The 24561-nt window shown below is 64.6% G+C and carries 25 protein-coding genes; 7 read left to right on the top strand and 18 right to left on the bottom strand.

Annotated features, from left to right (window positions below; genetic code table 11):
• Positions 1 to 8: 8 nt before the first annotated feature.
• From ispF to BKA07_RS06035, 3 genes are read right to left on the bottom strand one after another with little or no spacing between them, the layout of a single operon-like run.
• Positions 9 to 524 carry a 2-C-methyl-D-erythritol 2,4-cyclodiphosphate synthase gene (gene ispF, locus BKA07_RS06045; RefSeq protein WP_167950099.1) on the bottom strand — a complete coding sequence of 172 codons (516 nt, stop codon included), beginning with the start codon at positions 522 to 524 and terminating at the stop codon, positions 9 to 11.
• Positions 521 to 1342, bottom strand: coding sequence for an IspD/TarI family cytidylyltransferase (locus BKA07_RS06040; RefSeq protein WP_342449138.1), 822 nt, complete (start codon positions 1340 to 1342; stop codon positions 521 to 523). The genes ispF and BKA07_RS06040 overlap by 4 nt, the downstream gene beginning before the upstream one ends.
• Positions 1343 to 1353: 11 nt before the next feature.
• The gene (locus BKA07_RS06035) at positions 1354 to 1836 is read right to left on the bottom strand and encodes a CarD family transcriptional regulator (RefSeq protein ID WP_167950098.1); all 483 of its coding nucleotides are present in this window, start codon (positions 1834 to 1836) and stop codon (positions 1354 to 1356) included.
• A 239-nt stretch (positions 1837 to 2075) separates the two neighbouring features.
• Between BKA07_RS06035 and BKA07_RS06030 the strand changes: the two genes are divergently transcribed.
• The gene (locus BKA07_RS06030) at positions 2076 to 2741 is read left to right on the top strand and encodes a hypothetical protein (RefSeq protein ID WP_245161860.1); all 666 of its coding nucleotides are present in this window, start codon (positions 2076 to 2078) and stop codon (positions 2739 to 2741) included.
• Between the two features lie 97 nt (positions 2742 to 2838).
• On the opposite strand, the gene BKA07_RS06025 is transcribed toward BKA07_RS06030, so the two are convergent.
• The gene (locus BKA07_RS06025) at positions 2839 to 3522 is read right to left on the bottom strand and encodes a response regulator (RefSeq protein ID WP_167950097.1); all 684 of its coding nucleotides are present in this window, start codon (positions 3520 to 3522) and stop codon (positions 2839 to 2841) included.
• On the bottom strand, positions 3519 to 4889 hold the full coding sequence (locus BKA07_RS06020) for a sensor histidine kinase (protein ID WP_342448999.1): 1371 nt from the start codon (positions 4887 to 4889) through the stop codon (positions 3519 to 3521). Before BKA07_RS06020 ends, BKA07_RS06025 begins: the two co-directional genes overlap by 4 nt.
• 217 nt (positions 4890 to 5106) lie before the next feature.
• Here BKA07_RS06020 and phoU point away from each other — a divergent pair, with 217 nt between their 5' ends.
• The gene (phoU, locus tag BKA07_RS06015; RefSeq protein ID WP_167950095.1) at positions 5107 to 5769 is read left to right on the top strand and encodes a phosphate signaling complex protein PhoU; all 663 of its coding nucleotides are present in this window, start codon (positions 5107 to 5109) and stop codon (positions 5767 to 5769) included.
• A gap of 28 nt (positions 5770 to 5797) precedes the next feature.
• On the opposite strand, the gene BKA07_RS06010 is transcribed toward phoU, so the two are convergent.
• Positions 5798 to 6748 carry an EamA family transporter gene (locus BKA07_RS06010; RefSeq protein WP_167950094.1) on the bottom strand — a complete coding sequence of 317 codons (951 nt, stop codon included), beginning with the start codon at positions 6746 to 6748 and terminating at the stop codon, positions 5798 to 5800.
• Positions 6749 to 6820: 72 nt separating this feature from the next.
• Between BKA07_RS06010 and BKA07_RS06005 the strand changes: the two genes are divergently transcribed.
• Positions 6821 to 7732: a LysR family transcriptional regulator gene (locus BKA07_RS06005; protein WP_167950093.1), complete on the top strand. Its 912-nt coding sequence runs from the start codon at positions 6821 to 6823 to the stop codon at positions 7730 to 7732.
• A gap of 3 nt (positions 7733 to 7735) precedes the next feature.
• Here BKA07_RS06005 and BKA07_RS06000 read toward each other — a convergent pair whose 3' ends face one another.
• Positions 7736 to 8479 (bottom strand): phosphoglyceromutase, encoded by a 744-nt coding sequence (locus BKA07_RS06000; RefSeq protein ID WP_167950092.1) that lies wholly within the window; start codon positions 8477 to 8479, stop codon positions 7736 to 7738.
• A 140-nt stretch (positions 8480 to 8619) separates the two neighbouring features.
• On the opposite strand from BKA07_RS06000, the gene BKA07_RS05995 reads away from it, so the two are divergent.
• The gene (locus BKA07_RS05995) at positions 8620 to 9684 is read left to right on the top strand and encodes a bile acid:sodium symporter family protein (RefSeq protein WP_167950091.1); all 1065 of its coding nucleotides are present in this window, start codon (positions 8620 to 8622) and stop codon (positions 9682 to 9684) included.
• Positions 9685 to 9807: 123 nt separating this feature from the next.
• Here the strand turns inward: BKA07_RS05995 and BKA07_RS05990 are convergent, their stop codons facing one another.
• The 7 genes from BKA07_RS05990 to BKA07_RS05960 form a co-directional block, all read right to left on the bottom strand.
• Entirely contained in the window at positions 9808 to 10191 is a 384-nt protein-coding gene (locus BKA07_RS05990; protein WP_245161859.1) for an iron chaperone, read from the bottom strand.
• A 28-nt stretch (positions 10192 to 10219) separates the two neighbouring features.
• Positions 10220 to 10744: a YbjN domain-containing protein gene (locus tag BKA07_RS05985; RefSeq protein WP_167950090.1), complete on the bottom strand. Its 525-nt coding sequence runs from the start codon at positions 10742 to 10744 to the stop codon at positions 10220 to 10222.
• A 34-nt stretch (positions 10745 to 10778) separates the two neighbouring features.
• A complete protein-coding gene (locus tag BKA07_RS05980; RefSeq protein WP_167950089.1) occupies positions 10779 to 12233 on the bottom strand; it encodes a glycosyltransferase in 1455 nt (484 codons plus the stop codon).
• Between the two features lie 9 nt (positions 12234 to 12242).
• Complete coding sequence (locus BKA07_RS05975; RefSeq protein ID WP_167950088.1) at positions 12243 to 13076, bottom strand: alpha/beta fold hydrolase; 834 nt, start codon at positions 13074 to 13076, stop codon at positions 12243 to 12245.
• A gap of 21 nt (positions 13077 to 13097) precedes the next feature.
• Positions 13098 to 13427, bottom strand: coding sequence for a DUF2516 family protein (locus tag BKA07_RS05970; RefSeq protein WP_167950087.1), 330 nt, complete (start codon positions 13425 to 13427; stop codon positions 13098 to 13100).
• A 148-nt stretch (positions 13428 to 13575) separates the two neighbouring features.
• A complete protein-coding gene (locus BKA07_RS05965; protein ID WP_167950086.1) occupies positions 13576 to 14007 on the bottom strand; it encodes an AzlD domain-containing protein in 432 nt (143 codons plus the stop codon).
• Positions 14004 to 14801, bottom strand: a complete 798-nt coding sequence (locus tag BKA07_RS05960; RefSeq protein WP_167950085.1) for an AzlC family ABC transporter permease — start codon at positions 14799 to 14801, stop codon at positions 14004 to 14006. Before BKA07_RS05960 ends, BKA07_RS05965 begins: the two co-directional genes overlap by 4 nt.
• A gap of 65 nt (positions 14802 to 14866) precedes the next feature.
• Between BKA07_RS05960 and BKA07_RS05955 the strand changes: the two genes are divergently transcribed.
• Positions 14867 to 15454 (top strand): helix-turn-helix domain-containing protein, encoded by a 588-nt coding sequence (locus BKA07_RS05955; RefSeq protein WP_167950084.1) that lies wholly within the window; start codon positions 14867 to 14869, stop codon positions 15452 to 15454.
• A gap of 92 nt (positions 15455 to 15546) precedes the next feature.
• Here the strand turns inward: BKA07_RS05955 and BKA07_RS05950 are convergent, their stop codons facing one another.
• Positions 15547 to 16695, bottom strand: a complete 1149-nt coding sequence (locus BKA07_RS05950) for an FUSC family protein (RefSeq protein ID WP_167950083.1) — start codon at positions 16693 to 16695, stop codon at positions 15547 to 15549.
• Positions 16696 to 16779: 84 nt separating this feature from the next.
• Between BKA07_RS05950 and pepN the strand changes: the two genes are divergently transcribed.
• Positions 16780 to 19608, top strand: a complete 2829-nt coding sequence (gene pepN / locus BKA07_RS05945; protein WP_167950082.1) for an aminopeptidase N — start codon at positions 16780 to 16782, stop codon at positions 19606 to 19608.
• Between the two features lie 61 nt (positions 19609 to 19669).
• Here the strand turns inward: pepN and BKA07_RS05940 are convergent, their stop codons facing one another.
• The 3 genes from BKA07_RS05940 to BKA07_RS05930 all read right to left on the bottom strand — a co-directional run bounded on the left by BKA07_RS05940 (position 19670) and on the right by BKA07_RS05930 (position 23811).
• Entirely contained in the window at positions 19670 to 20758 is a 1089-nt protein-coding gene (locus tag BKA07_RS05940; RefSeq protein ID WP_167950081.1) for a C40 family peptidase, read from the bottom strand.
• A gap of 205 nt (positions 20759 to 20963) precedes the next feature.
• Positions 20964 to 22037 (bottom strand): LLM class flavin-dependent oxidoreductase, encoded by a 1074-nt coding sequence (locus tag BKA07_RS05935; protein WP_167950080.1) that lies wholly within the window; start codon positions 22035 to 22037, stop codon positions 20964 to 20966.
• Positions 22038 to 22239: 202 nt separating this feature from the next.
• On the bottom strand, positions 22240 to 23811 hold the full coding sequence (locus BKA07_RS05930) for an HNH endonuclease signature motif containing protein (protein ID WP_167950079.1): 1572 nt from the start codon (positions 23809 to 23811) through the stop codon (positions 22240 to 22242).
• A 12-nt stretch (positions 23812 to 23823) separates the two neighbouring features.
• On the opposite strand from BKA07_RS05930, the gene BKA07_RS05925 reads away from it, so the two are divergent.
• Positions 23824 to 24243 carry a hypothetical protein gene (locus tag BKA07_RS05925; RefSeq protein ID WP_167950078.1) on the top strand — a complete coding sequence of 140 codons (420 nt, stop codon included), beginning with the start codon at positions 23824 to 23826 and terminating at the stop codon, positions 24241 to 24243.
• Positions 24244 to 24561 lie beyond the last annotated feature (318 nt).

The raw sequence follows: 24561 nt of genomic DNA, 5'->3' as shown, positions 1-24561 counted from the left end.
GCACCGTCTCACTCACTCCAGCTCACCCCTTCGGCCCGAACCGGGTACACGAGGGCATTGGCGATCGCCGCGACGCCCTCGCCGCGTCCCGTCAGACCGAGCCCATCGCTCGTCGTCCCGGACACGGACACCCCGGCGCCGACGGCCGCGGTCAGTGTCCTCTGCGCTTCACTGCGTCTGGTCCCGATCTTCGGCCGGTTGCCGATGACCTGCACGGAGACGTTGCCGATCTCATAACCTGCAGCGCGAACCCGGCGTGCCGCCTCGGCGAGGAGCCTCATCCCCGATGCACCGGCGAACTCGGGACGGTCGACCCCGAAGTGCTGCCCCAGATCTCCGATCCCGGCCGCGGAGAAGAGCGCGTCGCAGCAAGCATGGGCGGCGACATCGGAGTCGGAATGGCCCTCGAGTCCGCGTTCTCCGGGCCACTGCAGGCCCGCCACCCAGAGTTCACGCTCGGGATCCTGGGAATGGGCGTGCACGTCCACTCCGATCCCGGTGCGCGGAATCACCGCACTCGTCACTGTCCTCCCCGTCCTCTCATGACCTCTCGCGTCGTCTCATGCCCACTCGCGCTCGCGTGGTCTCGCTCCCGCGTCGTGACGATGTGCTCACCCAGCACAAGATCGAGCGGGTAGGTGATCTTCAGTGCTTCCTCGTCGCCGTCGACCGCGACCACATCCATGCCGAGGCGCTCCACGAGTCCCGCGTCGTCGGTGGGTGCAATCGCATCCGGGCCCGACTCGGCGACGTCCGTGAGATAGAGGCTGTGGGCCCGGCGAAGGGTGTCGGCGGCGAAGCCCTGCGGAGTCTGCACCCGACGCAGGCCCGAGCGGTCGAGATCACCGTGGAGCACCTCGGCGCTGTGACGTCGCTCTGCGCGACGCACCGTGTCGGTCATCGGCAGCACGGGAACCACCGCCTCGGCGCCGGAGCGAACAGCTGCGGCCACGCGGCGGAAGACCCCGGGCGGGGTCAGTGCGCGCGCGGCATCATGGACGAGAACGATGTCGGCCGCCTCTGCATGTTTCAAGGCGATTTGCACGGACTCGATCCGATCTTTCCCGCCCGCAACAGCCGTGATTTGATTCTGTCCGGCATCTTCCACCGATTCTGCATCATCATCGAGCGATGCCGCAGCACACGAATGCGAAATGGAATCGATCTCCTCGACTGCGCGCATTAAAAACTCCTCGGGAGCGGCAACCACGATTGTGGAGGCCACCCCCGAGGAGATGATCGTCTCGAGGCTGCGAACCAGGAGGCTCTTTCCGTTGAGCTGAACGAAGGCCTTCGGGTCGGTGCTGCCCAAGCGCGATCCCGACCCTGCGGCCGGAACGATGACGCAGGTACTCAGGACGCGAGCACTTCGTCCAGCAGCGCCTCGGCCTCTGATTCCTCTTTCTTCTCGGCCAATGCGAGTTCGGAAACGAGGATCTGACGGGCCTTGGACAGCATGCGCTTCTCGCCGGTCGACAAGCCGCGATCCTGTTCGCGACGCCAGAGGTCGCGAACGACTTCAGCGACCTTGATGACATCACCGGACTGCAGCTTCTCAAGATTGGCCTTGTAGCGGCGGGACCAGTTGGTCGGCTCCTCGACGAACTCCGCACGGAGGACGGTGAAGACCTTCTCAACGCCTTCTTCACCGACGACATCTCGCACACCGACGAGGTCGCAGTTGTCCGCCGGAACCTCGATCACTAGGTCACCATGGGCGACCTGGAGCTTGAGATACAGTTTCTCCTCACCTTTGATGGTTCGCTTCTTGATTTCTTGAATTGTCGCTGCACCGTGATGTGGATAGACAACAGTGTCGCCGACCTGGAAACTCATATTCTGTTCAAACCCCTTTCGCGGACTTCCAGTTTACCATGAGGCGCGCCACAGAAATCGCTCAGGGTGCGGTTTCTTCGTGCTAGGCTCCGCTCCGCAGCGGCTCGTTCCGGCCATCAGCTGGAGCGATGTCGGGGATCTCACGGCAGGATTGACTCTGACGCCCACCGGGGTTCTACGGCCCGTCAAAAACCGGGTAGTATACAGATTGATCTTGTATTGCCACTTCAAGGAGCATAATGAAACGGCACAACCGCGCGGCACTCGCAGTTGCCGCACTCGCTCTCGTCATTCCCGTCAGCGGATGTGCAAGCCTGCTGTCGCCGCACCAGACTGCCGAATACCAGTACAACGCCGGTGACGGCGCATGGGGAACGGTCGGAGACGTCGAGGTCCGCGGTCTGATGCTCATCATGGACGAGTCCGGGGAGGGACCGGCTCAGCTGTTCTTCACGCTCATCAACAAGGGCGACTCCACCGCCTCGGTGTCCGTGGAAGTCGGCGGCAACGAGACGAAGGAATCGGTCAAGGCCGGAGAGAGCTTCATCCAGGACCCTGAGAGCTCCGCATCTGACTCATCGGAGCCGATCGTCGTAGACGACCTCGACGCGGGCCCCGGCGACCTGGCCGATGTCACCGTCAAGGTCGGCGACGACGAGAGGACCATCCGGACTCAGGTGCTGACGAACGCACTGCCGTACTACGAAGAGTACGTGCCCAGCGAGAAGCCTTCGGAGTCGCCCAGCGACGATGCAACGCAGAGCGGTGAGCCGAGCGAGCCCAGCCAGTCGGACGAACAGGGTGAGCCGGGCGAACAAGGTGAGCAGGAACAGGGGCAGCCGGGCGAACAGACTCAGCAGGAACAGGGCCAGCAGGACGAATCAGCCGCAGGTGTCAACGGCTGACCTCGGCCTCACGAAAGCCGAACGTCCCTAGAGCCGAACGCTCCGAGGAGCCGTCCACCACATCGGTGGACGGCTCCTTCTGCATCCCCGGCCCCGTTCAGGCTTCGAACTTGTAGCCCAGTCCCCGCACCGTGGTGAGCAGGCGCGGGTCCGAAGGGTTCTGTTCGACCTTGGCGCGCAGACGCTTGACGTGGACGTCGAGGGTCTTCGTGTCGCCGACGTAGTCCTCGCCCCAGATGCGGTCGATGAGCTGGCCGCGGGTCATCACACGACCGGAGTTGCGGATGAGGATCTCGAGCAGTTCGAACTCCTTCAGCGGCATCGACAGATCTTCACCGCGCACGCTGACGACGTGTCGTTCGACGTCGATGCGGACTCCTCCGGCTTCGAGCACCGACTCGTCGTCGAAGGCCTCGGACTCGACGTTGCGTCGCAGCACCGCCCGCACCCGGGCCAGCAGCTCGCGTGAGGAGTAGGGCTTGGTGACGTAGTCGTCGGCCCCGAGCTCGAGCCCCACCACCTTGTCGATCTCCGAGTCCTTGGCGGTGAGCATGATGATCGGCACGTTCGACTTCGTCCGCAGGTCTCGGCACACCTCGGTGCCGGAGACGCCGGGCAGCATGAGATCGAGCAGGACCAGGTCGGCACCGTTGCGGTCGAACTCTGCAAGAGCCTGCAAACCGTCTTCGGCAACCGTCACCTCGTACCCTTCCTTGCCGAGCAGGTACGACAGTGGGTCCGAGAACGAATCTTCATCCTCGACAAGCAGAATACGAGTCACGTCTTGAGCTTCCTTTGTTCGCTTTCGGTTTTCAGAACCTGGGTTGTCTCATTCTCCACTGCGCCGGCTCCTTTGTCAGCGTCTTCGTCATCTTCTCGGACATCGTCGGCTCGCGGGCCGGCGGCGCTCACCTCGTCCGCAGCCACATCGTCGGTGCCCGCCTCGGCCTCGTCCTCGGCAGCCTGGGCCGAATGCTCGAGGAGGACCCCGTCCGGCGCCGAGGAGGTCGCTTCGTCATCGGAGACGTTGCCTGCCAGCGGCAGCACGATGGTGAATGTCGATCCCTTGCCGAGGCGGCTCCAGACCCGCACCTGCCCACCGTGGGTGGCGATGATGTGCTTGACGATGCTCAGCCCCAGCCCCGTCCCGCCGGTGATGCGGGACCGCGCCGGATCGACGCGGTAGAAGCGTTCGAACACGCGCTCCGTGTCCTGGGTGGACAGTCCGATGCCCTGATCCGTCACGGAGATCTCGACGCGTTCGTCGACGAGTTCGACGCCGACGCCGATGCGGGTGCCGTCGGGTGAGTAGTTGATGCCGTTGTCGATGAGGTTGCGAACCGCATTGACGAGCAGCTCGTAGTTGCCCTCGATGAGCATCCTGCTCGGAGGCGAGACCTCGATGTGGATGTTCTTGCCCTCGGCACGCGTGCGGGCACGGTCGGCGGCATCATCGACGACCTCGGCAGCTGAGATCTTCTCCGTTGCGGATGGAGCCGTGTGGTCCTGGACGCGGGAGAGGTCGATGATCTCCTGGACCAGCTGGGTCAGTCGCTTCGACTCGCGCTGCATCCGCCCGCCGAAGCGTTCGACGGCCTGCGGGTCATCGGAGAAGTCGGTGACCGCCTCGGCGAGGAGGGCCATCGCACCGATGGGAGTCTTGAGCTCATGGGAGACGTTGGCGACGAAGTCGCGGCGAATCGCGTCGACGCGTTTGGATTCGGTCTGGTCATCGCAGAGGACGAGGACGAAGGAGGTTCCCAGAGGTGCCACTCGGGCGTGGAGGAATCGCAGGATCGAATCCGTCTGCTCGCGCTTCTGCTCGAGGTCGATCTCTTCGATCAGTCCTCGAGAGCGGACCCGTCCGACCATGCGCAGCATCTCGGGTGAGGCGAGGGAGTGTCCTCTGACCAGGCCGAACGTATAGGCGGCCGGGGACGCTTTGACGACATCGTCGCCGGCGTCGAGAACGATCGCGGCCGAGGGCAGCACCGCGAGAACCTCGGCGATGCCCTCCGGCAGGTCGTCCTCGGAATGCAGATCGGCAGCATCGCGGGAGCGTTCGCTGAAGCGAAACGCCAGAATTCCCGCTATGCCCAGTCCCAGACCGACGATGCCGGTCAGAACCGCTACGATCAAGAGGTCCACGCCCTCAAGTTTAGGTGCAGTCTGCTTCCCGGATGCACGGAATCGGCCTCCGGGGGCCGCTTTTGCCGAGGAATTCACCTGAACGCCAGACAACGTTCACCCGATCGTGGAATGCTGACGACAGTGTGCCTGCCCTGACCGGACGTCTGTCCGACAGGGGATGGCCTGAGGCGTACTCGCCTCGCAGGAGATCCACGAGATTAAGGAACCGTTGTCAATGCGCGAAGTCTTCAGAAATGAACTGGACGACCTGGCCACGCAGCTGGTCGATATGTCCGTCAAGGCCCATGAGGCGATGCGCCTGGCAAACCAGTCCCTGCGCAGCAACGACCTCGAGTTGGCGGAGAAGGTCATCGAGGCCGATGCCACGATCGACAACATGCAGTTCGCGCTTGACCAGCAGGCCGCCGAGATGCTGGCCCTGCAGGCGCCCGTCGCCGCGGATCTGCGCGCTGTGATCGGCTCCCTGCGGATGTCCGCGTCCCTCGAGCGCATGGGCGACCTCGCTCGCCACATCGCACAGCAGGTGCGCATCCGCTACCCGGAGTCGGCGATCCCGGACCACTTCGCCGACACGTTCACCCGGATGGGCGAATCCGGAGAGAAGATCGCCGAGGCGACCGAGAACCTGCTGTCGAACCCCGGCCTGACCGCGGTCCCCACGATCAACGCGATCGACGAGGAACTCGACGAACTGCATCTGAGTGTCTTCGCCAAACTCGCCGAGGCGCCCGCCGGCTCGTTGGCGCCTCGCCACATCGCCGATGTCACCCTGCTCTCGCGCTACTATGAGCGCTTCGGCGATCACGCGGTGTCCGTGTCCCAGAAGGTCGAATACCTGCTCACCGGCAACTGGGAGCCCTACCTGTCGAAGAAGTGAGCTGCGTCGAAGGCAGTGAACGGCGCAATCACCCCGAGGTCGACGAATGTTCGGCCTCGGGCTTTTCGCCGACGACGACCCTGCGCGACCTCCGGCGCGATCGTGTGAAGCCGCCCGTGATGGTTCTCAGCACCCCCGTCGTCACCGCGACTCCCAGGAGCAGCAGTGCACCGCCGATGAGTTCGGGGACGGTGGGACGATCGCCGAGGACGAGCCAGGCGGAGAGGACGCCGACGAGCGGAACCAGCAGGGAGAACGGTGCCACCTGGGAGGCGGGGAACCGTGCCAGCAGCGAGTTCCAGATGACGTAGCCGATGAGTGAGGCGCAGCCGGCGGTGTAGACGACCGAGGCCACGACGCCCCAGGTCGGGTGCGTCAGGGCCTCGACCACCTCGGCGGGGCCGTTGACGAGGAACGCGAGTCCGAGCATCGGGACGGGAACGACGAGAGCCGACCATACGGTCATCTGCACACCGTTGGTGCCCTCCTTGACCCCGCGGGCGACGACGTTGCCGATCGCCCAGGACAGGGAGGCGCCGAGCGCGACGAGGAAGGCGGCCATCGGCACCGAGGCCTGCAGGCTCAGGCCGATGACGGCCAGTCCGGACAGGCCGATGAGGATGCCGATGACCTGCCGTCGCCGTGGCACCTCGCGCAGGACCAGAGCTGCGACGAGGACCGTGAACGCCGCCTGGATCTGGATGACGATCGAAGCCAGACCTGCCGGCAGGCCGAGGAACATGGCCGTGTAGAGGAGGCCGAACTGGCCCGCGGACATGAAGACGCCGATGACGAGGATGCGGCGGAGGTTCCCCCGGGGAAACCTGACGAAGAAGATCGCCGGGACCACGACGAATGTGAAGCGGGCGGCGACGAGCAGCAGCGGGGGCCAGTCGCGCAGACCGAAGTCGATGAAGATGAAGTTGACGCCCCAGAGCACGACGACGAGCAGGGCGAGCAGGTGATGGACCGGACGCATACCCACAAGGATCTCAGCTGGTTCATCAAAATTCTATTGAACATAATTCCCTGATTTGGTAAAAATATTCTAATGATCGACGTTCTCGCCCTGCGCACCCTCGTCGCCCTCGACTCCATCGGCTCCGTCACCGCCACCGCCGATTCCCTCGGTTACACCTCGGCGGCCATCAGCCATCAGCTGCAGAAGCTCTCCCGGTACCTGGGGGCGCCGGTGACCGAGCGGACCGGGCGCGGCATTGCGCTGACGCCGATGGGCCGTGGGCTCAGCCGCCACGGCGCCGAGGTGCTCCAGCGGCTGGAGAACCTCGAGACCGAGGCCCGGGCGCACTCCGGAGAACCGCGGGGACAGATCACGGTCGGCGGGTTCTCGACCGGAATCCGCGGCCTCCTGGTGCCGTCGATCCCCCGCCTGCGGGCCGTCGCACCGGAGCTGACGATCAGCAATATCGAAGAAGAGCCCGATGAGCTCATCGACATGGTGACGGCGGGCCGCATCGACGCTTCGCTCATCTTCGACTGGAGACAGTCCGCGCCGTCCCTGCACTCGAGCCTCAATGCCGAACTCATCGCCGTGGACCGGGCCGACATCGTCGTCCACCGCGATCACCCTCTGGCGGCGAAGTCCGAGGTGTCCCGACACGATCTCCTCGGCGAGGTCTTCGTGTCGACGCCGAGGAACGGGGTGTGCCACCGCTGGCTGACGGCACTGTTCGCGCCCTTGCACAGTGAGCCGCGAATCGACTATTGGGCCATGGAGTATGACACTCAGATCGAGTTCGTGCGCTCGGTCGGGGCTCTCGCCCTCGTGCCGAGGCTGGGTCGACCTCACCTGCCGGAGGACGTCACCGTCGTCGAGCTCGACGATCACAGCATCGCCCGCAGCATCTACCTCACGTGGCGGGCGTCGATGACCTCGTCCCCGGCGATCGCCCTGCTCCTGCAGGAGATGCGCACGATCGCCGTGGACCGGTTGCGCGGCTGAGTTTCAGCGGCCCTGGTTGGCGACCTGGCCGATCGCCGCCTCGGCGGCCGCAGCGTCGAGGTAGGATCCGCCGGGCTTGACCGGGGTGAAGTCTTCCGTCAGCTCGTAGTGCAACGGAATGCCGGTGGGGATGTTGAGGCCGGTGATGTCCGCGTCGGAGATTCCGTCGAGATGCTTGACCAGGGCGCGCAGAGAGTTGCCGTGGGCGACGATGAGTACGGTCCGCCCGACGGTGAGCTCGGGCACGAGGCGGTCGTACCAGTACGGCAGAAGCCGGTCGATGACGTCGGCCAGGCACTCCGTGCGGGGCAGGGAGTCGCCGAGGTTGGCGTAGCGGGGATCACCGGCCTGTGAGAATTCGGAGGCGTCGCCGAGGGCCGGGGGCGGGGTGTCGAAGGAGCGGCGCCAGATCATGAACTGCTCTTCACCGAACTCCTCGCGGATCTCCTTCTTGTTCTTGCCCTGCAGGGCACCGTAGTGGCGTTCGTTGAGCCGCCAGCTGCGATGGACATCGAGCCAGGACAGATCGGCGGCCTCGAGTGCCACGTTCGAGGTGAGGATGGCCCGCTTGAGCCGTGATGTGTAGACGACATGGGGAATGAGCTCGGCCTCGCGCAGGAGCTCGCCGGCTCGCCGGCCCTCCGCGCGGCCCTTGTCCGTCAGGGGCACGTCGACCCAACCGGTGAACAGATTCTTCTGGTTCCATTCGCTCTCGCCGTGGCGCAGCAGGATGAGGTTATGCGTCATGGCACCATTTTCGCACGGCCGGAGGTTCCGGCAGGGCCTCGCCCACACTCCAGACGTTCGGGACTGAGACGCGCTAGGGCCATCTTCTCACTATTCGGCCCGCCATCTTGCATCCCGAAATGCGCGGTTAGCCTGAACGCATGTCCGACACTCCCACGCCGCCATCCACCCCACCGAACTCGCACACCGATGCGGGCCGGTCATCGACGTCGCACAACCAGCAGCCGGATTCAGACCGCAGCTCGATCATCGCTGTCACCGCGCTGCCGGTCCTCGTCGTCATCGCCGGAGTGCTCGGCTTCTTCACACCAGAGACGTTCACGCCTCTGGCGCCCACGATCACGTGGAGCCTCGGTGTGGTCATGTTCTTCATGGGTCTGACCCTGACCCTGCCGGACTTCGCGAGGATCGCCAAACGTCCGTGGATCGCTGCTCTCGGGGTCGTCACCCAGTTCATCGCCATGCCGCTGCTCGGCCTCTTCGTCGTCACGCTGTTCAACCTCCCGGCCGAGATCGCCGTCGGCGTGATCCTCGTCGGCTGCGCTCCCGGCGGGACGGCCTCGAACGTCGTGACCTACCTGTCCAAGGGCGACACCGCGCTGTCGGTGTCGATCACGACGCTGTCGACGCTGCTCGCACCGGTGCTCACTCCGCTGCTGACCCTGTGGCTGGCGGGTTCGTATATGGACGTGCCGTTCTGGTCGATGTTCGTCTCGATCTGCCAGACGGTGCTCGTGCCCGTCATCGTCGGCGTCCTCGTCCGGCTCGTGGCCTCGAAGCTCGTCGACGCGATCGCGCCGGTGCTCCCCTGGCTCGCCTCGATCGCCATCGCCTACATCGTCGCAATCGTCGTCGCCGGTTCCGCCGACTCCATCGCCTCGGCAGGACTTCTCGTCCTCTTGGCAGTCATCACCCACAACATCCTGGGACTCGGAATCGGCTACGGTGTCGCAACCGCCTGCCGTCTGGACACTCCGACCCGGCGTGCCCTCTCGTTCGAGGTCGGCCTGCAGAACTCCGGCCTCGCCTCCACGCTGGCCACCACCTATTTCTCGCCTCTGGCAGCCCTGCCGGGTGCGGTCTTCAGCGTGTGGCACAACGTCTCGGGAGCTCTCGTGGCCTCAGTGTTCGCACGACTGCCCTACGGCAAGCCGCCGCGTGAGCAGCTCGCCGAGACCAGCCGTGAGCTTCCGGCCCCGCTGTGACGAAACCGGATGGTGCCGCCGACGCCGATCCCAATCAGCTTCTGGTCGCCATCGACGAGCCCACGAGCGGTTGTCGGTCGAGTCCTGCGAATCCGCAGCCCAGACCTCGGCCGGAGCGAGACTTCACATCCACTTCACGCCGTCGACCTCGAACTCCCGAATGCGGTAGGCGATCATCTCGGCGAGCAGATCGACGGGGATCTCCCGATCGTAGTAGAGCTTGATCGTCCCCTTACCGGTGTCGAATCCGCTGAGCCGTTCGGCGAAGGCCTCCTTGGTGCTGGGCGTGAACGCGAAATTCGCGTGCTCGGAGTAGCCGGCGAACACGAACAGGATGGTGTCGAGGAAATAGGCCGGATTCCCCCATTTGAGGCCTTCGGTCGCCGTGGGCGCATTGGCACGGCTGAGGTCACGGAGGCGCCGCAGGAAATCCTGCTTGGGCTCCTCGAAACCGGCGATGTAGTCGTCGACATCGCGCGGTCGGCCTGTGTCCATTCGCTTGCTCATGGTCCGATCCTCACATCTCGGGTCACGGTCAGCCCTCCGGCTCCTCGAGAAATTCGTTGTCCCCGCCGCTGAGGACGTCTTCGAACGCCGCGAGGTTCCGCGTCGACTCCCCTCGGCTGACCCTCCAGGCCCATTCCTTCTTCATGCCGGTGAGGAAGCCGATGAGCAGGAGTTCGTTGAACGAGGAGTCGGCGGTCGCCAGAATCGCCCCAAGCAGCGAGTCGAGCTCCTCGAGCAGACGGTCGCGGGGCACACTCGCTCCCAGATACACATCGCCGAGGGTGTCGATGCCGAACGAGACCGGGCCTGGTTTCAAGTTCTTGATCAGCAGCCATCGATTGAACTCCTCGGCGTTCTCATCGGGGTGGCGGATGACGAACGCCTGCAGCTGCACCGTCCGCGCGGAGACGGTGATCGACACGGTCGTCTTCAGCTTCTTCTCGCCGGGCAGGACCACGGCGATCCGGGACTCCTCGAGCGCGTCGACCTCGACCTCGTTCTCGTGCGCCCACTGCCTCACTCCGGCCAGGATCGTCTCGGTGTCGGTCGTCATCATGTGTCCTTCCGTCAGCGGTTCATCCGAACGTTCAGCAGGCGCCTCCGACGAGGCTCGTGCTTTCCTCCGTGGTCGTCATGGTTGCCGTCAGCGCCGGGTCGGCAGCCCCGAGGGCATCGAGCACCGTAGCCACGGTCGCCGACCAGTCGAATCGAGCGGAGCGATCGGCAGCGTGGGCCGAGAGCTCGCGGCGCAGCTCATCGTCGAGGAGCATCCGCTCGAGTGCCATCGCCCAATGACGGGGATTGTGATCGGCGATGAGCACGCCCGAATGCCCGTGCTCGACGATGTCGGGCAGACCTCCCACCGCCGAAGCGATGGCGGGCAGCCCCGCGGCCGAGGCCTCGGCCGCGACCAATCCGAATGATTCGCTGCGTGAGGGGACGAGGAGGATGTCCGCGGCGCGGTAGTAGGTGACGAGTTCGTGTGCCGGTACTGGGAATCGCACTTCGACACTGGGTTCGGCGACGATCGCCGAGGAGAGGTCACGCATGTACTGCGATGACGCCGACCCGGCCTGGCTCACGCCGCCCTCGGAGGTTCTGTCCCCACCCGATCGCACAGCGGTGTCGCCTCCGGATGTGGAGGCCGTCTGCCCCGAGACCGCGCCGAGGAGGATCCCCCGGGTCCGGGAAGCCAGGTGCGGGTCGTTCTCCCGCAGTCCCGAGATCGCATCGACGACGATGTCGGTGCCCTTGATGAACTGCATCCGGCCCACGTAGAGGACGATGAATTCCTCCGGGTCGAGCCCCAGCGCCGCGCGGGCACGGCTCCGGTCCCCCGGTGTGAAGAGCTCGTGGTCGACACCGGGCCTGGCCACCACGACGGAGGCCGGGTCGGCGCCGAGTTCGTGGATGAGGTCGCGGCGTTCGGCGGGCGTGTTCGCCACGATCAGGTCCACCGCCGAGGCGATGCGCTCCTCCGCCTGCAGACGCTGTGGACGTTCGTGGCTGGTCTCCGAATCCCGGTTCTTGACCGCACCGATCGTATGCATGCTCGCGACGATCCGCGAGCCCGGGCACGGTCGAACGGGCGAGCCCTGGGTCCACACGCCCTCGGTTCGGACCTGCTCGGTCCGGACACTCTCGACCCGCACGCCCTCGGCACGCATCTCCTGGGCACGCAGGGCCGCCTCGGCGGAGATCCAATAGTGCGCCCAGATCAGATCGGCGCCGGTGAAGCTCGACCGGGCCAGAAGGACCAGGGCGAGCTCATCGATGGCATCGGCGAGTTCGTCCTTGCTCTGCGCGTCGACCGGCAGCTGGTGGAGGCGGATGTTCTCGCCGATCTGGAGCGTATCGCCCTGACTGCCGTTGGCTGCCAGCCCGTCGATGCCGCCCGGGTCGGCGGTGAAGACATCGACCACGTGACCGGCTGCGGCGAGGGCGCGCACGGACTGGTCGACGTAGACATTCATGCCACCGGCATCGCCCTGGCCCGGCTGAGCCGCGGGCGAAGTGTGGAGAGAGAGGACGGATATGTGCACTGTGCCAGTTTAGCCAAAGAACTCGCCGAGGATCCGTCGGACCTTGTGGCGACCGCGCCACAGGATCGACCCCGCCGGCAGAACCTCCAGCCGGGATCCGGGAATCGCGGCGGCGACCGCCTCGGCGATCTCGACGGGGTGTGCGGGGTCGTCTTCGTGAGTCAGGACCAGCACCTGCCCGGGCCAGCGCGCCAGGGTGCCCATCGGGCCTCCGTTCTCACCCGGATCATCGCCCTCATTCGCGTCGACGGCGATCTCGAGCGCCAGGCCGAGGCCGTCGGACATGTCGGTGCCGACGAGATTCTCGGCCTTCGTCCTCGTCCACGCTCTGGCAGGCAGGAGCTCGGCCACCTCGGCGGGTTCGCGGGAGAGCATGAGATCGACGACTCCCTCGACGTCGCCGGAGGACACCAGCTCACGCAGTCTCTCCAGGTGGGCACGGTTGCGGTCGCTCACCTCGGCGGAGAATCCGGTGAATGAGGCCGGGAGCACGAGGGCGACCTTCTCGAGGCCCCGGGTGACCGGATGCTCTGTCGCCAGCAGCCGCAGGAGCCCACCGGCGGACATCGAGACTCCGAGCGCCTGTGTCGCCGAGGTTCGGCTCAAGGCCTGGGCCAACACCTCGGCGATCTGTCCGTAGGTCCATCCCGCACCGGGCGAGGGGCGCCCGCCGTGGCCGGGCAGGTGGAGGAAGTGCTTGGTGCCGGAGATGCCGGTGCCGAAGGGGCGGGTGTCGCGGATCGCGCCGGCGAACCCGTGGCCGAAGAGGGTGTGCGGTTCTTTCGTGCCGAAGGTGGCGATGTAGTCGGTGTCGGCGCCCGGGAGATTGAGGTCCTTCGTCATCTGTGTGTGATTGCCGACTGCTCAGCGTCTGTGGTTCCGGTTCCGACTGCGATTGCGCGGGTCGACGGCCTTGATCTTCGGTCGGACGTCGGTGAGATAGACGATGCCGGCGACGAGTGCGATCAGGTTGAGGAAGATGATGCGCATGCCCATGGGCGGCAGGGCGATGAGCGCGAGCGCGAGACCGATGCCGAGGAGGATGACCCAGAACTTCTTGCTCTGCTTGTCGACGGCACGATAGTTCTCGTCCTTGTAGCGCAGGCAGTCGATGAATGCCCACAGCTGGAGTCCGAAGGCGGCGACGGACAAGGCGAGAAAGACGATGCGCTGCAAGCCGGCAATGATTTCCATGCCCTCCAGCCTAACAATCGCAGCTCGCCCGAGCACGGGATCGGCTCGGATCCTGGGCGAATCCCCACCTCTGGGTCATCCTCCGCACATGAAGCGCACCGGTCATAACGCACCTTCACAGGTCCCCGGTCGCCTGGAGCTCAGGCATTCACAGGATCCCCGTCATCCGGATGACGGCACAGACGCCCATGCCGAGGATCACGCAGATGAGCATCGGCACCCGCAGGATCGACGCGAGCACTCCTGCCCCGACTCCGATGAGGCGGGCCGGGTCGGCGATGTCCTGACCATCGAAGATCGCGGTCGTCGCGAAGACCGCACCGATGAGGACGACCGTCGCCCTGTCCATCCACTTCGTCACCGTCGCCGTCGAGTCGGTCCCGGGCTCGTCTGCCGATTCGCTTGACCTCGACGGACCGCTCGATCCCGACGGAACGCCGTCCCCCGCCGAGGTGGTCGCGGGCTCTCGGCGTCTGCCCTTCGTTGCGATCGCCGCACCGAGTTTCACCCCGGCGAAGCGCATGGCGTAGGTGCCGATGCTCAGCGCAGCGAGCGCGATGAGGAAGCTGATCGGGGTCATCGTCTCCCCTCCCGACGGCTGGGTTCGCGGGCATCGCTGTCGTTGCGGCGGGTGAGTTTCCGAACGGCTCGGGACGATTGCTCCGTGCCGCCTCGGCGCCTGGCGATGACGATTCGGATCGACCACCCCGCGGCCACGAGGGCGAACACCGACAGGGAGCTCACGGCTCCGAGGCCGAGCGGCAGGATCGGCGTGAGGAGGACTGCAACGAGGATGCCCGCAACCGTCAGCGTCAGTGTGGCCCTGTTCTTCAAGTCGCCGCGGATGAGGGAGAAGAGGATGATCGGGAACGCGGCGTCGAGGCCCAGGAGGTCGGCGTCGATGACATTCCCGAGCCATTGGCCGACCATGGCCCCGCTCGGCCACATCAGGGCGATGGCCGCTCCCATGAGGAGGAAGGCGTGCCACCGCGCGCGATCGTTGCCGACCGTTCGCGAAATGGCGGTCGATTCGTCGTTGATCCCATGGGCTGCGATGAGCGCCCGCCAGTCCTGCGGGAAGAACGGACCCACAGCCACACCGAATGCGAAGTTCCGCGAATTGACCAGCAGCCCCGCCAGCACCGCCAGGATCGGAGCACCGCCCGCCGCGATCACACCGACGAAAGTGAATTCCGCGGCGCCGCCGAGCGCGAACATCGCCAGCAGCAGCGTCTGCCACCAGGGAAAGCCGGACACCGCCGAGATCGCTCCATAGGACAGGGCGACCGCGATGATCGTGACCGTGACGATCGCGACGTCACGATAGGTCGACCCTGGAAGGACCCGATCGACCGTGCGGAAGACAGAACTCATGTTCTATATAGTGCACACTCTGGATTCGTTCGTCAACCAGAACGATATGTCGCTATAGTGAAATCATGAATTCTCAACCACGAGATGACGCAGAGGCACCTGCTGGGCCGCCGCCACGAGAGCAGATCGCGACCGCCATCAGACGGGAGCGCACGCGCGCGAACCTCTCGCTGTCCGAGGTCGCTCGTCGGGCGGGAATCGGAAAGTCGACCATGTCCGGACTGGAGGCAGGCACCGGCAATCCCAGCGTCGAGACGATGTGGGCCCTGGCTGCCGCACTCGACATCCCCCTGGCCCGACTGCTCGATCCCCCACAGCACGAGGTCGCACTCCTGCACGCGAAGGACCTGCCCAGTCTGCCGTCGAACACCTCGAACTATGCTGCGACTCTGCTCTCGGCGTCTCCGGCGAATGCCCGACGTGACGTCTACTTCATTCAAGCCGAGCCAGGCCAGCCGCGAGACTCGCAGCCGCACCCTGCCGGCACTGTCGAGCATGTGATTCTGGGACAGGGAGCGGCCCGCATCGGAGTGCTCGGGCAGTCATACGAGCTCCGCGTCGGCGACTATCTCACCTACCCGGGCGACCGGCCCCACACGTTCACGGCACTCGAGCCCGGGACGACTGTCGTGTTCATCGTCGAGAGCAGCTGAGCCGCCGCCCACGGCTGTCGCGCAAGGCCCACTCCGCGGGCGGATCGCCGTTCGGGTGGGTCATTCCGCGGGCGGATCGCCGATCGGGTGGGTCATTCCGCGGGCGGATCGTCCGTGTCTCGAGTGTCCTCGCTGAGCGAGGGAAGCCGGTTCTGAGCGGCCTCATTGGTCAGCCCGCAGGCCTCGAGGAGATCGACGGCGACAGGACGCAGCAGCAGCACAAGGGACTCATCATGAATATCCCAGCTCGCCTCGGCGCGCGGATCGAGGCTGGATGCGGCCTCGGCCAACGCAGCTTCGGCCAGGGCCCGATCGGTGCCCCTCCGCAGCGCAACCTCGAGCTTCTTCGAGCCTTCCGACAGCGATCCGACATAGCCGGCGATGATCGGCTTCTCGATTCCGAATTCGGTGATGCCCACGACCCTGCGGGCAATGACCCGCATGGTTCGCATCGCTCGATCGGCATGGGTGTGGGCACGTGAGAGTCGGGTCACCTCGGCGGCATGACGCCTGCCTCGGGCATTGATCTTCGCCGCTTCCTTCGAGATCTTGAGCGAGGACCCCCAGGAATCGATGATGTCCTGGGTCTCACGCGCCCTGGTCAGCGCCCGCTTGGCGAGCGCGACGTCGGAATCCTGCAGCGCCTTCGACATCATCTGCAGGACTGCGCTGATCTCATCGAGCATGCTGGCGGCCAAGCCGCGCGGCACCTTGCGTGCGTCACGCGGGAGGATGAGGGCGAGGAGGATCGCGCACACGGACCCGGTGAGGGCGTCGAGGGTGCGAGGGAACGGCAGACTCGTGGCGGTCGCGGGGACCACGACGACGTAGACGGACTGCACGGCGATCTGGGTGATGAAGATGCCGCCGGAATTCAGCATCGTGCCGATGAAGAGGCCGATGGCCAACGTCAGCGTCAGCTGCCAGATCCCGGTGCCGTAGACGTTGACGAGGAGCTCGCCGACGAGCACACCGAAGGTCGCGCCGAAGCCGATCTCCATGGCTCGGCGCAGTCGCCGGTCGGCGACGGGGCCGATGCCGACGGCAGAGGCGACCGCGGCCAGAAACGGGTAGGGGTGGCCGAGGACATAGACGCAGAAAGCGTAGGCGGCCGTGGCGGCGATCGGGATCTGGATCAGTTGCCCGGCATTGGCGTTCACACGTTTGAGGCCCATCCGAGATCGATGCACCACCGAGTTGAAAGCGCGTTGGGGCAGCTGGCTGACCTCGGATTTCGCCATCAGTCCCCCTCGCTGCTCGCCGCCGCTGTACCCAGCGTACCGGAATTGTGGCATGCTGATGTCTGTGCGCCGAGGAGGCTGAGAATGACAACGAACCTGACCCGAGACGAAGCGCAGAGTCGCACCCAGGTGCTCGACGTCTCGACCTACACCATCGACATCGACGTCAGCAACGCCGAGACCGGAGCTCCGACGTACCTGTCTCGCACCGTCGTCGAGTTCAATGCTCGAGCCGAGTGCCGGACGTTCATCGACCTGATCGCGGAATCAGTCGCATTCGCTGAGATCAACGACGTCGAACTCGACCCAACCGAGGCGTTCGACGGTGCGCGTGTGGGGTTCCCCGTACAGAAGGGGAAGAACACCCTGACGATCGAGGCGCAGGCGATCTACTCCACCTCGGGCGAAGGGATGCACCGCTTCACCGACCCTGCCGACGGCAAGGTCTACCTCTACACACAGTACGAACCGACCGATGCCCGTCGCGTGTTCGCGAACTTCGACCAGCCGGATCTCAAGGCAGAGTTCATCTTCAACGTGACGGCGCCCGAACACTTCCAGGTGCTGTCGAACCGCCCCGAGACGAGCCGAGGGCCGAGCCAGGAGGCGAGCCGGACAACGGACGAGGCCTCCTCACCCGCCATCACCCATCATTTCGCTCCGACACTGCGGCAGTCGAGCTATATCACGTGCATCACCGCGGGCCCCTACGAGGGCGCGACCGATGAGTGGAGGGATCCTGCGACCGGCAGGGTCGTCGCCTTGGGCGCGTGGACGCGCGCCAGCCTCGTCGACCACCTCGATGCGGCCGACATCTTCTCGATCACGAAGGCGGGGCTGGACTTCTTCAGCTCCGAGTTCGACTTCCCGTACCCGTGGGGCAAATACGATCAGATCTTCGTTCCGGAGTACAACCTCGGCGCCATGGAGAATCCGGGCCTGGTCACGTTCACCGACGGGCTGATATTCCGGGACAAGGTCACCGATGCGAACTACGAGTCGCGGGCGAACGTGATCCTCCACGAGATGGCGCACATGTGGTTCGGCGATCTGGTGACCATGAAGTGGTGGGACGATCTGTGGCTCAAGGAGTCGTTCGCCGACTACATGGGCGGTCTGGCGTTGGCCGAGGCGACCCGATTCACCGACGGCTGGGTGACCTTCGCCCTGCGCCGCAAGGCGTGGGCGTACAGGCAGGACCTGTATCCGACCACCCACCCGATCGTCGCCGACATCCCCGACGTCGAGGCCGCGAAGCTCAACTTCGACGGCATCACCTACGCCAAGGGCGCGTCCGTGCTCAAGCAGCTGGTCGCGTTCGTCGGCCGGGAGGCCTTCTTCGCCGGGTCGCGCCTGTACTTCCAGCGCTTCGCCTACCGCAACACCGAACTCGCGGACTTCCTCGAATGCCTCGCCGAGGCGGCTCCCGACCGGGATATCGCAAGTTGGGCCGGCGCGTGGCTGGGCACCTCCGGGGTCTCAGAGCTGTCCTTGAAATTGACGACGGCCGGTGATTCCGGGGCCTCTGGCAGTTTCGGGGCCTCTGGCGGTTTCGGGACGGGCAGCAGCGGTGCTGTCGGCAAGGGCACCGCGCCCGTACGGCGCCCAGGTCGGGACAGCATCACAAGTGCGACGATCACTCAGGCCGATTCTGCCCGCGGCGCGAATCTGCTGCGTCCGCACACTCTCGAGATCGCCACGCTGCGACGCTCGGGACGCAGTCTGGTGCCCATCGACACCATCGCCTTCGACTTCTCAACCGAAACCGCCGAGGTGGAGCAGCTGGTCGGGCGCACACTCGGCGAAATCACACTGCTCAATTACTCCGATCACGACTATGCCCGCGTGCGGCTGGACCCGACATCGACCGAAGCCGCGATCAGATCTGTGTCGCGGATCGCCGACCCGCTCTCCCGTGCCCTGGTCTGGTCGGCCCTGGAGAATGAAGTCCGCGATGGCCTTCTGCCTGTGCAGAGATATCTCACGGCCTATGCCCGCAGCCTGGGCAAGGAGAGCCACGCCGGCATCATGGCCGGACTGAGCCAGACGGCGCTGACCTGTTTGGATCAGTGGGTCTCGCAGAGGAACTTCGAGACCGGCATCTCCGGGCTGCTGGGCGCGGCCCTCGACGCCTTGGCCGCGGCCCGATCCGGTTCGGACGCTCAGCTGCATCTGGCGAATCTGGTTCTCGCCCTGACGTCTCGGACTGCGCGCTGCTTCGATGGAAGCTCCGCCGTCACGATGGGGCGCAGCTTCGCATCGCAGATCCTTGCGGTTCCCGTCGGCGAAGAGGTCGACAGCTTGACTCCCGCCCCACCGGGCGAGCAGGACAGCGCAGGCGCGGGAACTGATGCTCCAGAACATGCGGCGACGTCTCTGCCCTTCAGAGGGCTCATCAATGATCATGCCCTGCGGTGGAATGCTCTGACTGCGCTGGTGTGCTTGGGCTGGGCCGACCAGACCGACATTGCTCGAGAGAACCAGTCCGATCCCAGCTCTTCGGGTCGCCTCCACGCTGAGACCGCGAGTGCGGCCATGCCTCTGCCGATCGTGAAGATCAGGGCGTGGGAGGTCATCAACGAGGCCGGTTCCCTCAGCAATGACGTACTGTCGGCGATCATCTCCGGTTTCGTGGCTCCTTCGGCGATGCCGCTCATCGAGAACTACGTCGATGAGTACTTCGCACGACTCGCGAACTTCTGGCTCGACAATTCGATCGAGATCGCCAGACGCCTGGTGCTCGGGCTCTACCCGCGCTGGTCCGTCGAGGAGGAAGCCGTCGTCGAGAAGACCGATGCCTGGCTGACCGAACACAGCGATGCGCCGCCGGCGCTGCGTCGACTACTCATCGAACGACGCGACGACCTGGCTCGAGCCATCTACCTCAAGTCCACCCAGAGTTCGCGCCACTGACTGAAGCAGCCGCGGTGCGCTCGGAAGGGCAGAGGTGAGCCTGGAGGGACTGGGGCGCCTGTCAGACGATCCGTCGGGCTCCGGAGAACTCGTTGCCTTTGTCCCAGGATTTCCAGTCGACGACATAGACATCTTTGGAGGCGTTCGGCGAGTGGATCATCTTACCGTCGCCGATGTACATTCCGACGTGGTGGACGGTGCCCGAGCTGGTCGAGAAGAACAGCAGGTCACCGGCCTTGAGGTTCTCCGATGAGACCTTCTTGCCGGTTGTGGCCTGTTCGCCCGAGTCTCGCGGAATGTCGATGCCGTGGGCGCGGTAGATGCTGTAGGTGAAGCCCGAGCAGTCGAAGCCGTAGGCCGAGACGCCGGCCCACAGGTAACGCAGCCCGTCGAACTGCTTCGCCGTCTTGACGAGGTCGGCGCCGCTGGGCTTCTCCGGCTTGCCGTCGGATTCGTAGACCGCGACGTCATCGACGTCGATCCACGCTGCGCCGCCGCCGGGGAGTGCCACGCGCACATCGTCGACGTCCTGGGCGATGAGCGGCAGCTCGACATTGAAGCTGACGTCCGCGCCCGTGTCCTTCGTGAATTCGATGCCCTCGAGTTCGCTCTTCTTCTCGGTCACGACCGCACGGGGCTGGTCATCCTTGAGCTGAGCGAACCGGTCGTTCTCAACGAGCTGCTTCTTCGGCAGCCAACCGGGATAGCCCTTCTTGTTCTTGGACGTCGACTGCTCCGTGACCGCGACTTTAGCCCAGGCACCTTTGGTCTTGAGGACAGTGACTTCCGAACCGTAGGCGGCTTGCGTCTCGGCCTTGCCGGTCAGCCCGCGTCGCACCTCATCGTTCTTCAGGTTCTTGTTCCATTTGTCGAGATCGACGGGATGACCCAGTGCCGGCTTATCGACCTTCCGGGGCGCCTGCGGATCGGTCCACAGAGTGGCGACAGTGACGTCTACGTATGCAGTTTCGCCCTTGTTCAGCTTTCCGTCGGTGATCGGCTCGAGCTCTTGGCCCGGCACCACCGCGGCTTCCATATCGGTTGCGGATTCGTCGTCGGTCGACGTCAGTGTGCTCGACAGCGCCGGCCCACCTGCGCCGAATACCAGTCCGAGCCCAAGTGCCGCCGAAACAGCAATTTTGGTACGCATTGTTTCTCTTTCGGTCTGCGGGTGTCACTCCCGCGTGGGGGAAGTCTCCGAAATTGTTTCGGTGTGCCGTTAGTAGCGCTCGCTCGAAAGCGGGAAGCAACGTCGACACTGTGGCAGAATATCGCGACCCGGTCATGATTAGAAGTGCACTTGTCCGAATCGATACAGAGTTGAGACCTCTGACATCGGCCGCCGCACGAGACTGTCAGCTCAGGAGATCGCCCGCCAGCAACTCGAGGGTCTGGATGCGGGCTGCGTCCTGTCGAAGATCTTCCCCGTCCATGGCACCGGCGACGGGCTGGATCATGATCTCGTCGACTTCGAAACGGTCCGCGAGCTCCTCGAGCTGTGCCTTTGCCGATGCGACGTCTCCGATGATCCAATTCTCGGACAGCTCTTCGCCGACCATGCGCTCCTGGTCGGTCCTGACCGATCGGACGTCGTCGCCCGCCAAACGCAGCGGCTCCATCCGACCGCCGGTGCGCAGACGCGACATCTGAAGCAGGAACGGCTCCGCGCGCAGCTGTGCCTCTTCGTCCGTCGGAGAGACCACGGCATTGACCGTGACGAATGTGCGAGGCTCGTTGCCGTAGGCACCTGGCGTGAAGTTGTCGCGATAGATCTTCATGCCCGTTGTCGCTCCAGCAGCGAAATGGTTCGCGAAGACATAGGGCATGCCGAGCTGGGCAGCCAATCGCGCCGAGTAGCCTGATGAGCCCAGCAGCCACGGCAACGGCTGTGTTCCGGGCACGGCCGCAGGTGTGGCGTGCAGGACATGTTCGCGGCCGCCGTGGAGCGGGATGTGCAGTCCCTCGGGTTTCATCAGACTCAATGTGTCGATGACGTGCTGCGGAAACTGTTCGACGGGGTCGATGGTCTGTCCTTCACGATCGACCATTCGCCCTTCGCCGAGGTGACCTCTCATCGCCGCCGAGGTGATCGGGTCCGTACCAGGTGCCCGCCCGATTCCCAGGTCGATGCGATCGCCGTAGACCGCCGAAAGCAGGGAGAAGAGCTCCGCCACCGCCAGCGGTGCATGGTTGGGCAACATGACTCCACCGGATCCGAGGCGAATACGATCGGTTCCCTGACCGAGGTACATGAGTTCGGCACCCGGCATCGTCGACGCGATCGAGGGCATGTTGTGGTGTTCGGCTACCCAATAACGGGTGTATCCGAGTCTGTCCGCGGACTGGATGAGTTCGTGGGACGCAGCGAAGGAATCTGAGGTGGTCTGTCCGACACGGACAGGCACAAGGTCAAGAATAGAAAGCTCCATGATGATGGCAACAGCCTCCTCAGGAGGATCATTCCTTGTTCCCGCTCACACCGGTCCTTGGCTGCATACACCTGCCCGTGGCTGCGCACAGCTGCCTACTGCTGCACATACCTACTTGTTTGTTGCACACTGCCGATGCGTGCCGAGTCCGGTGTCAGTCCACGCTGGTGTCAGTCCACGCCGGTGTCACTCGTCTCCGGCGTCAGTCGAAGAGTGTATCGGCGATCTCTTTGGCAATGAACCTGGCGTGGAGGATCGGACGTCTGGCGGGATCGATCGACGCAGGTGGCACCCACGCGGGTCGACCGTCTTTCAGCATCACCGTATGCCAATCCGATTTGTCGATCAGGTGGTGATGGGATCCACACGCGAGGGTGAGGTTGTTGATATCGGTTTCGCCTTCGTCCGCCCAGGGAACGATATGGTGAGCGTCGCACCATCCTGGTGGTGTGTCGCATCCGGGGAAGGTGCAGCCTTGGTCGCGACTGGACAGGATCGCCAGCTGCTTGGGGGTGGCGAATCGTCTTTCCGTTGCGAGTTGCATGGATTTCGCTTTGTCACCCATGAGGTTGAAGAAGACTGAACCATTCAGCCCTTCACGAGCTGCTGTCTCCATCGGGAATGGCGCTTCGGCATCTGTGAAGGCGCGACCGGACTGCTTCGCCACGTCCTCGGCCTTCGCTGTGACGACGAGCGCGAAGGGAGACCCGGCCATGACGCGGTTCATCTCGATGCGCCCGATCATCGTCGCGAATCGTTCGTAGATCTTCGTTTTGACGCTCGGCTGCCGGCCCGCCATCGGCACGATGGAACCGTCTTCCCTGACCCCGCATCCGCGATCGACGCCACCGTCATCAACAGTGCGCTCATCCTGGGAGCCTCCGAGCGCCGCATCGATTTCGAGATCGGCATTGAAATTCAGTGAAGGATCCACGGCGTCCCATCGGTCGCCCCGGAGAACTTCGCTGAACACCTCGACCACTTCCTCATCACCGGCCCGGTCTCCGTCGATTGCGTCGTCGGCTCCATTGCCATCGACCATGTCGTGGGCGACGTCTTCATCGCCGGGCTCACTGAGGTCGGCTTTGATGCGGGATGTGAGGTGCCCACTCATGATCCCGCCGGTCACGGCGTCGAGGACGCCCTTGAGCGTCCAGGATCCGTCTTTTCGCTGGCGAAGGCTCACCGAGAACTCGTCCCGGTCGGGCGCTTCGTCCGGGAGCTCCCCGTCGGGGTCGAGCCAGGCGAGGATCTCGTTGAACAGAGCCTGTATATCCTTCACACGCACCGTCGGTGCCTTTTCAACCAGGATCCGCTCGGCTTCACGACGCTCGTCCGGACCCACATGTGTCGGCAGGTCCTTCAAGCATCCGATGATCGCACTGGCTTGAGTCGATGAGAGATATCCGTTCTGCAACGCCTCGGAGACTGCTGGAAACTTCGGCCCCAACGACTCACCGCTGAAGCTGACCTGATTGCCCAATTTCTCTGCCAAGTGGGATCGACGGCCCGCCTCACGCTCAGAAAGGTTCAACCGGTTCTGGATGAGTGCCTTCGTTGACTTGGCACCATAGTCTCGTGGTGTTCCCACCCGTTCGAAGACAGAGAGGGTTACGACCGAGAGCGATTCGACCAGCCTGTTGACCGTTTCGAGTCCGTCGACCACAGTGACGGCATCATCGGGGCCCATCGGTCTGTTGAAGGATTCGAGATCGCCGACAAGGCGGCGTAATCCATGAATGGTGTCTGCGATTTCGGGGGCAATGCGGGTCAAGTCCGTCCAGGCATGATCATCGAGAAGCGGATGCATCGAATCGGATCCGCCTCCGCCGAGGTTCATGGCGACACCTGTGTCCGCAGCACTGCGTTTCTGGTTTCCACGGTTTGGTGCGTGCTGTACGGGACTCGACTCAGCGACGAGTTGTTCGCTCCTGAGCTCCGCCCAATCATCATCTTCGTCGTATTCCGGATCGGACTCAGCGGTTCCGCGCTCAGCCGCCGCTTCCTCAGCCTTCTTCAGCATCCATGCTTCTTTTTCGGCGTCGAGTTCTGCCGCGCGCCGCTGCAGCTCGGCCTTTGCCTCGGGGTCGTCAACGCTTGCATCCCACAAGCTGCGGCCGCCCCAACGCCCCGTCTTTGCGGAATCCGCCTGTGCCGACTCGACGCACCCAGGATCTGCCGCTACAGATTCGGCTGGCGCCGCTGACTTCTTTGAAGCGCTCTTCTCGACTCGCTCGTCGGCAGACTGCACAGGTGTCTCGGCGCGAACGACGGGGTGCTCTGCATCCGCGAATTCGAAATCGTCGGGAGGCGGCGAAGCTATTTCATCGAAGCAGTCTGCGAGCGGATGACCCTCGAGGTCGAAACCCGCGTCACGCAACAGGTCCCGATAGGTAGGAGAGTCGCCCACTTCCTCTGCCCCGCTCTCGTCGGCCTGCACAGCAGGAGAGGCAGCTCTATCGCCCTTGTACTGCCTGTCGCGCCTGCGGTCGGGGGTGAGAGTCATGATCTCGGAATCCGTTCG

The sequence above is a fragment of the Brevibacterium marinum genome (genome assembly GCF_011927955.1).
GTDB lineage: Bacteria > Actinomycetota > Actinomycetes > Actinomycetales > Brevibacteriaceae > Brevibacterium > Brevibacterium marinum.
The sequence above is the reverse complement of the archived record's forward strand: the minus strand, read 5'-3'. Positions and strand labels throughout refer to the sequence as shown.

Excerpts from the sequence above, each read along its gene's own strand:
- BKA07_RS06035 (WP_167950098.1), bottom strand. The coding sequence starts at position 1,836 with ATGAGTTTCCAGGTCGGCGACACTGTTGTCTATCCACATCACGGTGCA.
- BKA07_RS06030 (WP_245161860.1), top strand. The coding sequence starts at position 2,076 with ATGAAACGGCACAACCGCGCGGCACTCGCAGTTGCCGCACTCGCTCTC.
- phoU (WP_167950095.1), top strand. The coding sequence starts at position 5,107 with ATGCGCGAAGTCTTCAGAAATGAACTGGACGACCTGGCCACGCAGCTG.
- BKA07_RS06010 (WP_167950094.1), bottom strand. The coding sequence starts at position 6,748 with ATGCGTCCGGTCCATCACCTGCTCGCCCTGCTCGTCGTCGTGCTCTGG.
- BKA07_RS06005 (WP_167950093.1), top strand. The coding sequence starts at position 6,821 with ATGATCGACGTTCTCGCCCTGCGCACCCTCGTCGCCCTCGACTCCATC.
- BKA07_RS06000 (WP_167950092.1), bottom strand. The coding sequence starts at position 8,479 with ATGACGCATAACCTCATCCTGCTGCGCCACGGCGAGAGCGAATGGAAC.
- BKA07_RS05995 (WP_167950091.1), top strand. The coding sequence starts at position 8,620 with ATGTCCGACACTCCCACGCCGCCATCCACCCCACCGAACTCGCACACC.
- BKA07_RS05990 (WP_245161859.1), bottom strand. The coding sequence starts at position 10,191 with ATGAGCAAGCGAATGGACACAGGCCGACCGCGCGATGTCGACGACTAC.
- BKA07_RS05985 (WP_167950090.1), bottom strand. The coding sequence starts at position 10,744 with ATGACGACCGACACCGAGACGATCCTGGCCGGAGTGAGGCAGTGGGCG.
- BKA07_RS05975 (WP_167950088.1), bottom strand. The coding sequence starts at position 13,076 with ATGACGAAGGACCTCAATCTCCCGGGCGCCGACACCGACTACATCGCC.
- BKA07_RS05970 (WP_167950087.1), bottom strand. The coding sequence starts at position 13,427 with ATGGAAATCATTGCCGGCTTGCAGCGCATCGTCTTTCTCGCCTTGTCC.
- BKA07_RS05965 (WP_167950086.1), bottom strand. The coding sequence starts at position 14,007 with ATGACCCCGATCAGCTTCCTCATCGCGCTCGCTGCGCTGAGCATCGGC.
- BKA07_RS05960 (WP_167950085.1), bottom strand. The coding sequence starts at position 14,801 with ATGAGTTCTGTCTTCCGCACGGTCGATCGGGTCCTTCCAGGGTCGACC.
- BKA07_RS05955 (WP_167950084.1), top strand. The coding sequence starts at position 14,867 with ATGAATTCTCAACCACGAGATGACGCAGAGGCACCTGCTGGGCCGCCG.
- BKA07_RS05950 (WP_167950083.1), bottom strand. The coding sequence starts at position 16,695 with ATGGCGAAATCCGAGGTCAGCCAGCTGCCCCAACGCGCTTTCAACTCG.
- pepN (WP_167950082.1), top strand. The coding sequence starts at position 16,780 with ATGACAACGAACCTGACCCGAGACGAAGCGCAGAGTCGCACCCAGGTG.
- BKA07_RS05940 (WP_167950081.1), bottom strand. The coding sequence starts at position 20,758 with ATGCGTACCAAAATTGCTGTTTCGGCGGCACTTGGGCTCGGACTGGTA.
- BKA07_RS05935 (WP_167950080.1), bottom strand. The coding sequence starts at position 22,037 with ATGGAGCTTTCTATTCTTGACCTTGTGCCTGTCCGTGTCGGACAGACC.
- BKA07_RS05925 (WP_167950078.1), top strand. The coding sequence starts at position 23,824 with ATGATCATCGAGAAGCGGATGCATCGAATCGGATCCGCCTCCGCCGAG.